At 34.1% G+C, this 14085-nt stretch carries 11 protein-coding genes and 2 pseudogenes; 5 read left to right on the top strand and 8 right to left on the bottom strand.

Annotated elements, in window-relative coordinates; genetic code table 11:
• Positions 1-10 precede the first annotated feature (10 nt).
• Positions 11-613, bottom strand: a complete 603-nt coding sequence (locus tag SB773_RS24535; RefSeq protein ID WP_410592740.1) for an exosporium leader peptide-containing protein — start codon at positions 611-613, stop codon at positions 11-13.
• Positions 614-802: 189 nt separating this feature from the next.
• Here SB773_RS24535 and SB773_RS24530 point away from each other — a divergent pair, with 189 nt between their 5' ends.
• Both SB773_RS24530 and SB773_RS24525 read left to right on the top strand, forming a co-directional pair.
• The gene (locus SB773_RS24530; protein WP_131247119.1) at positions 803-1315 is read left to right on the top strand and encodes a hypothetical protein; all 513 of its coding nucleotides are present in this window, start codon (positions 803-805) and stop codon (positions 1313-1315) included.
• A 123-nt stretch (positions 1316-1438) separates the two neighbouring features.
• On the top strand, positions 1439-1993 hold the full coding sequence (locus SB773_RS24525; protein WP_131247120.1) for a PRK06770 family protein: 555 nt from the start codon (positions 1439-1441) through the stop codon (positions 1991-1993).
• A 451-nt stretch (positions 1994-2444) separates the two neighbouring features.
• Here SB773_RS24525 and SB773_RS24520 read toward each other — a convergent pair.
• Positions 2445-3138, bottom strand: a pseudogene (locus SB773_RS24520) (IS6 family transposase).
• A 217-nt stretch (positions 3139-3355) separates the two neighbouring features.
• Here SB773_RS24520 and SB773_RS24515 point away from each other — a divergent pair.
• Both SB773_RS24515 and SB773_RS24510 read left to right on the top strand, forming a co-directional pair.
• A complete protein-coding gene (locus SB773_RS24515) occupies positions 3356-5029 on the top strand; it encodes a M4 family metallopeptidase (protein ID WP_131247121.1) in 1674 nt (557 codons plus the stop codon).
• 416 nt (positions 5030-5445) lie between these two features.
• Positions 5446-6157, top strand: a pseudogene (locus tag SB773_RS24510) (IS6 family transposase).
• A 1144-nt stretch (positions 6158-7301) separates the two neighbouring features.
• On the opposite strand, the gene SB773_RS24505 reads toward SB773_RS24510, so the two are convergent.
• The 5 genes from SB773_RS24505 to SB773_RS24485 all read right to left on the bottom strand — a co-directional run bounded on the left by SB773_RS24505 (position 7302) and on the right by SB773_RS24485 (position 10420).
• Entirely contained in the window at positions 7302-7613 is a 312-nt protein-coding gene (locus SB773_RS24505; protein ID WP_000637500.1) for a heavy metal-binding domain-containing protein, read from the bottom strand.
• A 290-nt stretch (positions 7614-7903) separates the two neighbouring features.
• Positions 7904-9016, bottom strand: a complete 1113-nt coding sequence (locus tag SB773_RS24500) for an RNA-guided endonuclease TnpB family protein (protein WP_215556809.1) — start codon at positions 9014-9016, stop codon at positions 7904-7906.
• An 11-nt stretch (positions 9017-9027) separates the two neighbouring features.
• Complete coding sequence (tnpA, locus tag SB773_RS24495; RefSeq protein ID WP_410592696.1) at positions 9028-9426, bottom strand: IS200/IS605 family transposase; 399 nt, start codon at positions 9424-9426, stop codon at positions 9028-9030.
• A 288-nt stretch (positions 9427-9714) separates the two neighbouring features.
• Positions 9715-9921 carry a hypothetical protein gene (locus SB773_RS24490; RefSeq protein WP_002130290.1) on the bottom strand — a complete coding sequence of 69 codons (207 nt, stop codon included), beginning with the start codon at positions 9919-9921 and terminating at the stop codon, positions 9715-9717.
• A gap of 355 nt (positions 9922-10276) precedes the next feature.
• Positions 10277-10420 carry a hypothetical protein gene (locus tag SB773_RS24485; protein ID WP_165497912.1) on the bottom strand — a complete coding sequence of 48 codons (144 nt, stop codon included), beginning with the start codon at positions 10418-10420 and terminating at the stop codon, positions 10277-10279.
• A gap of 113 nt (positions 10421-10533) precedes the next feature.
• Between SB773_RS24485 and SB773_RS24480 the strand changes: the two genes are divergently transcribed.
• Complete coding sequence (locus SB773_RS24480) at positions 10534-12984, top strand: PAS domain S-box protein (protein WP_410592693.1); 2451 nt, start codon at positions 10534-10536, stop codon at positions 12982-12984.
• Positions 12985-13282: 298 nt separating this feature from the next.
• Here SB773_RS24480 and SB773_RS24475 read toward each other — a convergent pair.
• On the bottom strand, positions 13283-14085 hold an 803-nt coding region (locus SB773_RS24475), incomplete at its 5' end, for a Cna B-type domain-containing protein (protein ID WP_410592691.1).

Raw genomic sequence — 14085 nt, 5'->3', positions numbered from 1 at the left:
TGTTACTGATTTATGGAGACGGCGGAAATACAATGGCATCCATTGACCTAGCTAAAACTATAACACTATCTATATTGCTTTCAAAAACACCTGTGCCACGACGAATTTCAAGAGAATAGGTATAGGTGCCTGGGCCTGGAGGTATATCAGTCCACGTTAAATTCTGGGTATCAATTATAACAGAACTAGATCCTACTGGTTTAACGAAATTGATTACGTGTGAATCAGCCTCGATTATTTGTACATCTCCAGTTCGTGTGAACCTAAAAGTTAAGCGACAGGTATACAATGTACCTTCGTTAAAAGTGTCAATTACAGTTTCAATCATTGAATCTAGCCTTACTCTTTCTCCTGGTATTGTTGTAGTTATGTCAACTTGTAAAATAGTTTGGAAAGTGAAACTCGGATTTTCCGGAATATCCAACCTCTCTGTTGTTTGATTAAAAAAGTAAGAAGATCCTAAACCAATTGGACCTGTTGGACCAGTACTTCCAATTCCAGTAGGACCCGTTGGTCCTGTGGGTAAAGTGAATGGTGGGATTGGCGGCAATGTAGGACCCAGTAAATTTGGATCAAATGCTGCTCCGCTCAAAAACTCATTTTTTTCATTTATGTACACACCTCCTTACGATGCTTGTACTTATCATAATTATTAAATGCTCAATATTAGATAAATGATCTTTACATAAGCGGAATCTCTCTTTTTTATTTTTATTCGACAAAACATAACAAAATAGTTGTAACCACATTTGTTATGATAGTTCAGGAAATCTAACATTTTAAACGCTGGGGGAAACATATTATGAACAATAAACTTTTAAAAACACTTACTTGTTGCGCTTTATTTATGGGATTAGCAGCATGTTCATCTAATGAAACAGCAAGTACTTCTAAAGAATCTAAAGCTGAGCAAGAAGCACAAAAAACAGCTGAGAAAGCGAAGAAAGCTGAAGAAAAAGGGATAGTAAAAAAGGAGAAAGCAGAACAAGAGGCAGCTGAAAAACAACGGAAACAGCAAGAAGAAGCTACAAAAAAGGAACAATCAACAACTACTTCTGGGAACACTATTAAAGGCTTAAAAGACGAACTAACCATTGGTATGTCATTTAATGATTATCTTGCTAAAAAGAAATCATTAAATGTAGAGAATCCCTTTAGTATTTCACTCGGAAAAGGCAATATAGGCAGTGTTCTTCAAGCTCAAGATGGAGTATTAGTTGTATGTATTGATGGAGAAAAGATATTTAATTTAAAAACATTTAAAAATGTTGATGAAGCTAAAGAATACGAAAAGAGTTTAAAAGTAAAACAATAGACTTGAATCATATTTCTCAATGAACAATATAACTTAACATGGTAAAATGATATATCCATAAAAAGGTAATTCGATATAATATTATTTATATGAAATATTAAAATGTAGATAGGGGAAGTGAATATGGACAAGAAGCTAACGTATTGGCTAGGATCTATTATAGGGGTAATAGTACTTTCAGCTGGTATGACTTATGGAATGTTACAGTTTGCTGAAGTACCAATGGGTAGTGAGAAGCATGCTTTTGCAGAGTCTGATTATAAAGAAGCACCACCATCGAATGAAGCAGAAATTGAAGGTTCAAATGCACAACTTCACATCACTAAAAGTTCTACTGAAGAAGAAGTTATTTCAGCAATGCATAGCATGACTCATCAAAAAGTAAAAGCAAATGACGGACGGGGAGCAACTCCTATGTCTAAAAAGAATGCAGAAAAAGTAAGAAGCATTCTAAACCAAAATGATTTTAAGAACAAAGAAGAACTATTAGCAATCACTGAAAGATGGGTAAATAGAGATTTTAGTAAAATCGTAGAAGAACATAACTATTTCTGGGAACTTCAAGACGGCAAGATAGGTGAAGCTACAGAAATGGATCCGATAGAAGAGCAAACATTCTCTTTAAATAATTTCGGTGATGAAGTAACAGCGGCTTTACATAAATCAGGAGATCTTTAGTACATTGGAGAATAACAAACATCTATAAATTATAGTTAGAAGCTTTCCTTTTTGTATTTATCTTTTCAAAATTTCTTCAATACATAGATGTGATCTCAAGTCGGAGGAAGGCACCTTAGGGTGTCTTTTCTTTATATAATTTACATTAAATCAATTAAACTTTATAAATAGATGTAGTAAAATAAAATCGGGTGGGAACCCAGATATATTTGTGCTGTAAGAAAAGTCTTATGTAGATTAAGTAGAGAGAGGCACTTCAAGAGGAGTGTCTTTTTTTATGACTTTACACAAAAGAGGTAGGGACGCAATCTCACCATACATGCCCATCAACTTAAGAATTTTATAACACCCCAAAACAAAAAAATTGTACATTTTCACATGAAGAAGTCAATTTTCTCGTTTTGGGGGTATTTGTATTTCTTAGCTTGATAGCGATGTATGGTGACCCCTGTTAAGCAGTTAATCCAAACAGCTGGTTAATAAAAATATTCTGATTTTGGATAGACTGGTCCTGCAAATCAATTTGTTCTTTTTTGACCATATGCATGGCTTCAACACCACTCAATATAGAGGCTGATGTTTTGTATGATTTAAATCCCAACATAGAGCGTATACGTTTTTTAATAAAACGATGATCTTGTTCTACTATGTTATTTAAATATTTTATCCTTCGGATTTGGGTGCCTATTGGTATCCTTTTTTCTTTCTTCAACTGTTCGATAGCAATTGGATAGGCCGTTTTTTTGTCTACTGTAATCACACCGGGCTTTGAAACATGAAAAGACTGCAAAGCTTTCTTGAAAAAACGCTTTGCAGCCCTATGATCTCTTGTTTTGCTTAAATGAAAATCAATTGTATTTCCTTCAGAATCAACGGCACGATATAAATACATCCATTGTCCTTTTACTTTTATATATGTTTCGTCCACTCTCCATGAGTTATTTGTTTGTTTGAGATGACATCGAATTTGTTTATCAAACTCCGGCCCATATTGATGTACCCATCGCATAATAGTTGTATGAGCCAGGAATAACCCTCGTTCCTCCATCATTTCCACCTAATCACGAAAGCTTAAGTTGTACCGTAGGTACCAACGTACGGTTAACAAGATGATGTTTCCCCTTAAATAAATTCTCCTTTTCTATACTGATCACACACCTTTTATAGAGTAGTACTATCAGTATTTCCAAGTTTGATAGACCATTTTCATATACTTCAAAGTTTTTGCACCAGAACCCAAAATATTATAATTTTTAAAAAATATGAAATTTTGCATTAATAATAACAAAATAATATTTTTTCTGTATAATTCCTTAATAAGATACATCTTTATTATACGTAGTATTGAGAGGAGAAATAAAAATGAAGAAATCCGTCGTTACATTACTAGCAACCGGAATGGTTTTAGGTGCTCCATTTTCAACTGCCTTTGCAGCAGAACAAGTACCACAGCAAGAAGCTTTGGACAAAATGGAAGTCGTTCAAAAAAAGTGGAATGATGAACAAGGAAATCCATCTTTCCTTTCAGGAAAATTATCTGGTAAAAAAGTAGATTCAGAAAAGGCGGTAAAATCGTTCCTTGAAGAAAATAAAGAATTATTTAAAATCAACCCCCAAACTGACTTAACACTGAAAGAAGTAAAGTCAGATGATTTAGGAATGAAACATTATGTGTACATTCAATCTATTAATAAAGTTCCAGTTGATGGTGCACGTTTCATTGTTCATACAGATCGTGATGGCAAAGTAACAACGGTAAACGGAGACGTACATCCCGCTGCCACTGAACGTTTGAAAGGAAATACAAAGGCAAAGATTTCAAATGAAACTGCCCTTTCAAATGCATGGAAACATATTAATCTAGCAAAAAAAGATACATTTGTAGAAACAAATGGGACTCCGTTAGAACAAATGAAAGAAACCGTAAAATCTACAAATGAAAAGGCAGATTTAGTTGTTTATGAAAAAGACGGGAATTATTACTTAACTTATAAAGTACAATTACAATTCATTAAACCTTATGGAGCAAACTGGAAAATCTATGTAAACGCAGAAGATGGAACAATTGTAAATTCATATAATGCAGTTACAGATGCAGATACTCCGCAAAAAGGCTATGGCAACGGCGTATTAGGGGATCAAAAAAGCCTGAATACAACTTATAGCAGTCAATATGGAAAATACTATTTAAAAGACACAACAAAGCCGATGAACGGTGGCGTTATTGAGACAACTACAACTAATCATGGCACTGATTGGCAAAATCCAAGTAATTACAATTTATTCGATACAGATAATGCTTGGATAGATAAGAGCCAAGCTCCTGCAGTTGATGCACACTTCAATGCAGGAAAAGTATATGATTATTATAAAAATGTTCATAACCGTAACAGTTTTGATGGAAAAGGTGCAACAATTCGTTCTGGAATTAATTTCGGAACCAACTACAATAATGCATTCTGGAATGGACAACAAATGGTATATGGTGATGGCGATGGTGTTCAATTCGCACCGCTGTCAGGTTCTCTTGATGTTGTTGCACACGAACTAACACATGCGGTAACTGACAAGTCAGCTGAGCTTGAATACCTAAATCAATCCGGGGCACTAAATGAATCTTTTTCTGATGTATTTGGATATTTCGTTGATCCAGCCAACTGGGATTTAGGAGAAGCTGTAACTACGCCAAAAGTTGCAGGAGATGCACTTCGCAGCTTATCAAATCCTGAAAAGTATGGCCAACCTGCTCATATGAATGACTATCAATATTTACCACCAACAGAAGAAGGAGATAATGGCGGCGTACATATCAATAGCGGTATTCCAAATAAAGCTGCTTATTTAACAATCAATGCTATTGGTAAGGAAAAAGCAGAAAAAATCTACTACCGTGCTTTAACAACGTACCTTACGCCAACAAGTGATTTCAGCAAGGCACGTGCTGCTTTATTACAATCTGTTGCTGATTACGATGGCGTTAATAGCGCGACATATCAAGCTGTGCAAAAAGCTTGGAATGACGTAGGAGTAAAATAATAGTTTCATTGATAGAAAAGTGTAAAAGGACACGCTTATAACGCCCCCAAAACAAAAAACGAATTGAATTCACATAAATAACTGTGGGAAAATTTAAAATTTTGTTTAGGGGGTACTTCAAGACCTTAGCTTGATGGTCTGCGTTGTGACCCCTAATATGTAAAATTGCATAGAATTACTAGTCCAGATTAGCATATAATGTAATAGAACTGCTCAGATTTTTTTCTTTAATCGTTAGATTCGAACCTAACGTCCTATCAAATTTACAAAATGTGTAAACCTAGAAACTGTGGAAAGGCATCCGGAAGGATGTCTTTTTCTTTGGTTCTGGTGCAAAAAACTTAGAAGTATATGAAATTTGTCTATTAAACTTGGACATACTGATAGTACTACTCTATAAAAGGTGTGTGATCAGTATGGAAAAGGAAAATATATTTAAATGGAAGCATTATCAGCCGGAACTAATTTTATTAACGGTAAGGTGGTGCCTACGTTACAATTTGAGCTTCCGTAACCTGGTTGGTGGAAATGATGGAGGAAAGAGGCTTATCCATAGCTCACACTACAATTATGCGATGGGTTCATCAATATGGCCCTCACTTAGAAGAGAAAATACGGCATGATCTTAAATCAACAAAGGATTCATGGAGAGTCGATGAATCCTTTATTAAAGTAAAAAGGCAATGGATGTATTTATATCGTGCCGTTGATTCAGAAGGGAATACCCTTGATTTTCATCTAAGTAAATCAAGGGATAAACAAGCAGCCAAGCGCTTTTTCAAGAAAGCCTTGGCTTTTTTGTACATTTCTAAACCTCGTGTGATAACAGTAGATAAAAACCCTGCCTATCCTGTAGCGATTCAAGCGTTGAAAGAAGAGAAACATATGCCCGGAGGCATAAAGATAAGACAAGTCAGACATCTCAATAATATAGTGGAACAAGATCATCGTTTTATTAAGAAACGTGTGCGTCATATCTTAGGGTTTAAGTCATTTAAAACTGCAACTTCTATATTGAGTGGTGTTGAAGCCATACATATGATAAAAAAGGGACAGATTGATTTACTGAGCCAGTCTGTCCAAAATCAAAAAGAGTTCATCCACCAAGTGTTTGGACTTATAGCATAAAATACAATTCCACTAAAAATATATGTGCTATATGCTCTTTTATTTTATCTTTACACAAGAAGCAAAAAACGTTAGGCTTACGCTACTGACGGAAAACGATAAAGGTCCCTATATTTTTATATTCAGAAAGGATAAGGTTTTACGGGCTTCCTATATGAATTTATAATCATTCAGTTTACATAACATATATTATCAGTAGTTGATGATTTCATCAAATCTTTATCTCAAAATGAAAAGTAATCTTATGTCATTGAGATAAAACATGGGAATTTTCTCATTTTCAGGTCTGTGTTATGGGTAGCATCATGCAGTAAATCAATCTAGGATGACCACAGAGTCTTTTACTAAAAAAATTTATTACGGTTTATATTATGAAATTAATATGTTGATAGATAGCAAGTTTTAATTCTAAACTAAAAATGTCTCATATCTCAAAACAAAGAGTATACTTAATTTTTGAGATATGCGAGGAAAAAATATCAATTTATATATAACGATTTTTTAATAAAAAAATATTTATAATATAATTTATTAGTACTTTGTATATCACGCCCTATTATTCGGATATATATGGAATTTCATTTAAAAAGTCGATTTATGAAGGGAGAACTTTAGAAAATTTAGAGATAACGGCTTTGTTTTTTATGCAACAAAAAGGATAAAAATAAAAGATACCAACATTTTGGATACTTAAAGTACCACAAACCTTTCGATTTTTAGTGGTACTCCGTATCCAACCTCACTTTCATCCCATGCCTAAAGGCGATCTCGGATTTCTCGTTCGGAACGGGCTGTAAGAACGAAGAAAAATGCTGTACTGTATCTTAGAATTCTTTTGTTGGCATAGCCTTATCATCCTAATTTTTTCTTTTAGTATATCAAATTTGGAAGTTAGCTGAACGTATGTATGCTCTTCCAAATTCAAACGTATCATACCTAAGAATTTTAAACAAATGTTTGATTAATAAAAGTTATGGTGAATCATTTTTGACGATAGTACACAGTTATTAAATGAAATTATGGCATGTTATTTTGAGATTACATGTGTACAAGCGGCCTCGTGGGTATACTCCCAAAATTTACCTAACAAAAAAATCCCCTCAAAGCATATACACTTTACGGGGAGAGCCTGTTTTCTAACTTATTATATACGTACAGCCGTACCACTTACAGCAACCATTAACATACCATCACGAACAACTTCGTAGTCTACATCAACACCAACGATTGCATTAGCACCTTTTTGTCTTGCAAGTTCTTTCATTTCGTCCATTGCAATATCACGTGCTTCTTTTAATTTACTTTCATAAGCACCAGCACGACCACCGACAACATCACGAACTGAAGCGAATAAATCGCGGACAATATTCGCACCCATAATAGCTTCACCATTTACAATATCAATATATTCACTAATTTCTTTCCCTTGAATTCCCTGCGTTGTTGTTACAATCATGATTGACACTCTCCTATAACTTATAATTTTTAATTGGCGTTTCTTATGTCTTTATTATGACATGGAAAAAGTAGCTAAACTATCTAATAACCTTACAGGAATGTGACATTTTTGTAAGGAAGATTTACTCATTTTCTATTCGGATTTCTGTGAACTACCCGCCACTTAACGTCCTAACGGACTGTCTGAAGTGGGGGCTTCTCGGTTAGTCGTTACTTTTTGATAGCTAACGAATTAGTCCTTAGACAGCCGAGCTAACTCCCTTGTTCCAAAGGTTATTTTATTGCTATTTATGCTAACGCTAATAGACGTATTGCTTCATTTTTGATATTGATAGCTGAATTATAATCTCTATCGAGATTTATACCACATATACAAGAATATACTCGTTCAGACAATGATATATCTTTCACAATTCCACAATTGCTACATGTTTTTGTGGAAGGAAACCATTTGTCTATTTTCACAAGTTGTTTGCCTTGTTCTTGTAGTTTATAAGCTAAAAAAGAAGTGAACATACCCCAACCATTGTCAGCAACACTTTTTCCAAAATTAAGTGATTGCGATATCCCTTTCATGTTTAGGCCTTCAATAGCTACAACATCAAAATTAATAGCTAACTCTTTAGACTTATGATGAAGAAAATTCTTTCGTTGATTCGCTACTTTTTCATGTAATTTCGCTACACGAATACGTTGTTTGTTCCAACGTTCTGAGCCTTTAGAACGTCTTGCTAATACTCTTTGTACCTTTGCTAACTGGTCTAACATTTTACGATAGAACTTAGGATAATTGGCTTTCTCATCCTCAGAACTAACGTATAATCCATCCATCGCAAAGTCTAATCCAACAACTGTTTCTACTTCTTTTTGTACAATCTCTTTTTCGTATTCAGTCAAGATGGACACATAGCATTTACCAGTAGGTGTCATAGAAATCGTACATGACTTGATAATATGGCCTTGTGGTATTTCTCTATGTTGTTTGATACGTACCATTTTCAGTTTTGGTAATTTGATATGACCATTTAGCAACATAATATTTCCGTTTACTACATTCGTTGTATAAGACTTTCTGTCTTTTTTACTTTTGAATGTTGGAAAGTCATTTTGACCACTAAAGAAATTCTTATAGGCAGTTTGCAAGTTTAGTTGAGCATTTGCCAAAGCTAATGAATCAACTTCTTTTAACCACTCAAATTCTGCTTTGTATTTCGCAGGAGTTGGAAGCTTTTGTTTCTTTAGTTGTTCCTTATCATCTTTGTATTTTTCGTACGCTTCTTTACGTTCTGCTAACATCTTGTTATACACAAAACGTACACAACCGAAGGTTTTACGCATAAGGTATGCTTGTTCTTCTGTTGGATACAAACGAAACTTATATGCTTTATTATGCTTTGTCATATCATTTCACCTCACTTTTCACCTTGATTTTCAATATACTTCTTTACCACATCTATTGGTGAACCACCAGTAGTTAGTAAGCAAAAACTTCTTGACCAAAACATCTCTTTCCAAAGTTTCTTTTTTACTTGTGGAAAATCTCTTTTAATGAGTCGAGAACTTGCACTTTTATAAGCATTAATGAATTTTATCATTTCTGTATTAGGATGTGCCTTAAACAAGATATGTACATGGTCAACATCATGATTCCATTCTACCAGTGTTATGTTGTAATTATCGGATAACCTTACAAACATGTCTTTTGCATAGTCTGACATATCATCATCAAAGACATTTCTTCTGTATTTCACAACCAACACAAGATGATAATACAACAAGAACACTGAATGATTATTACTATCTAATTTCATTGATATACCAACATTTTTATCTTATAAGACTGATTATATTGTATAGAAAATAAAAAGCACAATTACGTGCTTTTTGGCTACGCCAAACCGAAATTCATCTCCCACCTATCGTTGGGCTACGCCCTGCGCACGCTTGAGGAAGGAGAATTCTTTCGGGTAATCCGTTAAAATATGACCATTTTCTAATCAATCTTGTCGAGGTAGATATAATAATTCTGTAATTGTTCGCTTTCCATCAAGCTCTATCAATAAAAAAGCCTTGCTGATTGCAAGACTCCTCTCCTAATTTCATCCAATTGTGTATCGACTATCCTCTGAAACCAGTAAACTTGTATGATCAATTTTGACAACACATTTCCCTAACCTCCGCTTTACTTCCGATTGTAATTTCTTGTTTGCTTCTTCTAAAGAATGTGCTGGAATAATTGCTGATTGTAAGTCTGTTACCTTGCCATCATACATCACAGAAAAATCAATTTCATATCGATGTATCATGATTTCTCCACTTCCTTTCCAATAGTACGCTTACAACTCATCCTTACAGAATTTACGATACGGGAAAACCCACGCAGGACTTGAATCCCACTGACGTTAGTCAGCTGGCCCCTTTAGGGGTGGGAGTGTCAAATGCTTTTTGTTTTCGTATATTTTTACAATTACACTATGTTTCTTCACAATCCTCGCTAACCCTGCCAAAATAACCTTTAAAAATTCCAATAATTAATAAAATATATGCAACACCCTTAAAAAAATCATTCTCACACCCTTTTTTTCGAAATTTAATTTAAACTACTTAGGATCCCGAATAACAAACACAATCTCATTCGATACCAAATATATTAACGATTCATTAAAAATCGATTACAAATAAATCTGGAACGTGATTTTCTCTGGAATGGAAACTTTTTGTGCTGAAAATTATATAAATATTGTTATCCAACACACCCAATTGATAATCCTGGTAAAAAGGGGCTAAATTTTTATCACTACTCATATCTCTCCTCCAAAAACAGTCTTGTTTTTTAGAATAATTAGTCTAATTACGGTGCAATTTGTAGGATTTTTATACTCTTTGTCGAATACATGTAAAAAGGAGGGGAATATGGCATGCTATTCACAGGATTCTTCATTAATCTATCTATTTTTTCTTTCCTAGCTAGCTCAGCTATTTTTATTCAAGTATTTATAAGGAAAATGGATTATAAATTTATCCATTTATTTTGGGGCACATATGCAGGTATCATAGCTGCTATTTTGATGGTTTTTAATTTTAAGCACACGGGATTGTTTTATGACTTGCGAGCCGTTCCTCTTATTATTTCGTTTATTTATTTTGGTCGTACAGCTGGCTGGATTACGTTAATGTTTATTTTATTTATGCGTATTTTCTACCTTGGTGGTGATTGGGGACCAGCTTTGATAGCTGCTTTAGGAATTGCTACTATATATACTATATTCAAAACATATCTCAAAAATACCCATCCCTTTAAAAGCGTCTTTCTTTATCTAGCTGTTTATCTAGCCATAATTCATTGGGTATTTGGATTCTTTTTTCCTTCTATCTCACTTATACTTCTTGACATCCAAGGTACATTATTTATATCTTGCGGACTCTTAATTGGTGTTTTTCTTATGGAATCCTATCAAAATTTATATAACTTAACACAAGACCTAGCTAAAGCGAATGAAACTTTACTAGAATCAAAGCAAGTATTAAGGGATACCGTACATGAATTGCAAGGAGGTATTTTTAAATTTAAAAAAGAAAATGGGGATTTTATCCACACTTTATGTGATGGGCAGTTATTTTATCACCATGGGTTTCACTCCGAACAAGTGGTAGGAAAAAGTTTACTGACCATAGATTCTTCCATTGTTCCATTTCATCTACTTCCTCGACTACTAAAATATTATCAAGAGGCATGGGATGGTGAAGAAGTCAATTTCGAACTGCCATGGCCAACTGATGAGACTATTATCCTTTTCTCTCTTAGGCCTGTTATACGAGAAGGAACAGTTATTGAGGTAGTTGGTTCTACGGTTGATATAACGAAAAGAAAAAATGCGGAAGATGAACTAAAGGTGACGAAAGAACGTCTGGAGTCATTTGTAAATCATAACGTGGATGCTATCACTATATTTGATTTAGATGGACATATGATACAAGCGAATAAAGCTTATGAGAAGATATTTGGTTGGTCAGAAAAAGAAAGCTTGGGGAAAAAATTACCTTGCGTACCTGATTTTTTAATGAATCAAACCTTAGAAACTATTAAAAATATTAATACAAAAGATGTTATAAATAGAGTAGAAACAGTTAGACAACGAAAAGACAACACGCTCATTGATGTAAGCTTGACAATTTCACCCATTTTAGATTTAAGGGGCAATGTAATTGCTTTATCAGGAATTTGTAGAGACATTACTGAAAAAAAACAAGCAGAAAGAGAACTACATCGATTACATCAACAATTAAGAGACAGTGAAATGAAATACCGTGCATTAATCGAACAAGCAACTGACGCAGTATATGTAGTAGAGATGGATGAGGATCATGTTCCAACTCGATTTATTGAAGTAAATCCTGTTGGGTGTAAAAGATTTGGATATAGTAGAGAAGAGCTTCTCTCGATACCATTTCTCGATACTGTACCGCAAGATTCTCCAATGATTATACGGTTGCTAAAAAAAATTAGAGAAGGACAGACCTTTTTCACTTTGCAAGATGAATTTGTTTTTCCGACAGGACAAACAATTACAACTGAGTTTAGTGTACGTATTTTTAACTTGAATGGCAAAAACGTTTTCCTAAGTATCTCTCGTGATATCACTGAACGGTTAAAAACAGAAGAATTATTACGAAAATCGGAGAAACTTGCTGTAGTAGGTCAATTATCCACTGCAATTGCTCATGAAATTAAAAATCCTTTAACAGCAATGAAAGGATTCATGCAGTTATTAAAATCAATAGAAAATAAGAACACTGAGCATTATATAGATATAGTGTTAGCAGAGATTGAACGTATAGATAGTATTACTAATGAATTTATGACATTAGCAAAACCTGAGGCATTAGAAATTAAAACGAATGACCTGAATGTATTAATGAAGCAAATTGTAATGTTACTTGAACCTCAAGCGATAATGAATTGCATACAAATTACAACTGAGTTTACATCTGATACTTCATTCATACTTTGTGAAGGAAATCAATTAAAGCAAGCTTTTATAAATGTCTTAAAAAATGCGATTGAAGCAACACCAATGGGAGGGGAAATCTTGATTCAAATCGAATATGCACCTGATAAAAAACAGGTAAACATTCAATTTACCGATTACGGGTGTGGAATTGAAAAAGAACGTTTACCTTATCTAGGGGAACCATTTTATAGTATCAAAGAAAATGGTATCGGTTTAGGATTAATGATTTGTTATAAAATTATTGAAAAGCACCAAGGAAAGATACTTATTGAAAGTGAAGTAGGAAAAGGAACAACAGTTAATATAAACCTTCCTATATCTACTCTTGAAAAAGAAAACGTTTATTCATCTTTTTAGGTACATCCTTGAACCATGAAGTATTAATTTTCAATAGAGTTAAACAGTTTATAAACACATTGGAGTTGTAAAGACTTTCCTTTGTCTATAGATGAATTATAGCCTCAAAAACAAGTAGTTTTCTGTAAAAAAACGTTAATTTCATTCCAAATCTAAAAGTTGGACTAAAGTCTTTCATACACTTTCCCATATCGCAAAACCTGTTATAACAAAAGATTTTAAAATAAGAAAAGGCCGCAAAGCGTTTTACACACAGCGCTTTACGGCCTTTTGATTTTTTATAGCATAACCAGTCTTTTTATCTCATTCGTTGACGAACAAATACGAATCCACCTAAAGCCATCAACAACATTCCTACAATATATGAAATCATCTCCATTGATGTTCCACCTGTATTAGGAAGCCATACTGATGTCTTAGTATTTTCTTTAGTAGGTGGAACTTTTGAATCCGTGCTTGGATCTTTTGGATCTGTGCTCGGGTCTTTTGGATCTACGCTTGGATCTTTTGGATCTACGCTTGGATCTTTTGGATCTTCTTTGATTTTTGTATTCGTAATGTCATAACCATGAACTTCGGATTTATATCCATCTACCGGTTGTTCTTTTACTTCATACTTGTATACCTTACCTTCGGCATCATATGCCGCTAAATCTGTAAATGCATATTTCCAGTCGCTTGCTGCGCTCACTTCTTGTGTTGCGATCAATTTGCCATTTTGTAGTAGGTCGACCTTAATCATTGCCGGACGATCTTTCGCATTGTCGCCCTTCCATGTTTTCGTTCCTTCTACGGTTGTTTTACCAACCTTTGTATTTGTAATGTCATAACCTTTTACTTCAGATTTATATCCATCCACTGGTTGTTCTTTTACTTCATACTTATATGCATTGCCTTCGGCATCGTATGCCGCTAAGTCTTTGAATGTATATTTCCAACCTGTTGCTTCACTTACTTCTTGCGTCGCAACTACTTGGCCATTTTGTAGTAAGTCTACTTTGATTGTTGCCGGACGATTTGTTGAGTTTCCGTCCTTCCACGTTTTCGTACCTTCTACTGTTGTTTGTGCTACTTTTGTATTCGTAATGTCATAACCATGAA

Source organism: Bacillus sp. SIMBA_074 (genome assembly GCF_046534555.1).
Classification (GTDB): domain Bacteria; phylum Bacillota; class Bacilli; order Bacillales; family Bacillaceae_G; genus Bacillus_A; species Bacillus_A mycoides.
This window is presented reverse-complemented; position numbering and strand designations above follow the sequence as displayed.

What these genes read in the sequence shown, in the direction of transcription:
- SB773_RS24530 (WP_131247119.1), top strand. Translation starts at nt 803, where the DNA reads ATGAACAATAAACTTTTAAAAACACTTACTTGTTGCGCTTTATTTATG.
- SB773_RS24525 (WP_131247120.1), top strand. Translation starts at nt 1,439, where the DNA reads ATGGACAAGAAGCTAACGTATTGGCTAGGATCTATTATAGGGGTAATA.
- SB773_RS24515 (WP_131247121.1), top strand. Translation starts at nt 3,356, where the DNA reads ATGAAGAAATCCGTCGTTACATTACTAGCAACCGGAATGGTTTTAGGT.
- SB773_RS24505 (WP_000637500.1), bottom strand. Translation starts at nt 7,613, where the DNA reads ATGATTGTAACAACAACGCAGGGAATTCAAGGGAAAGAAATTAGTGAA.
- SB773_RS24500 (WP_215556809.1), bottom strand. Translation starts at nt 9,016, where the DNA reads ATGACAAAGCATAATAAAGCATATAAGTTTCGTTTGTATCCAACAGAA.
- tnpA (WP_410592696.1), bottom strand. Translation starts at nt 9,426, where the DNA reads ATGAAATTAGATAGTAATAATCATTCAGTGTTCTTGTTGTATTATCAT.
- SB773_RS24490 (WP_002130290.1), bottom strand. Translation starts at nt 9,921, where the DNA reads ATGATACATCGATATGAAATTGATTTTTCTGTGATGTATGATGGCAAG.
- SB773_RS24485 (WP_165497912.1), bottom strand. Translation starts at nt 10,420, where the DNA reads ATGAGTAGTGATAAAAATTTAGCCCCTTTTTACCAGGATTATCAATTG.
- SB773_RS24480 (WP_410592693.1), top strand. Translation starts at nt 10,534, where the DNA reads ATGCTATTCACAGGATTCTTCATTAATCTATCTATTTTTTCTTTCCTA.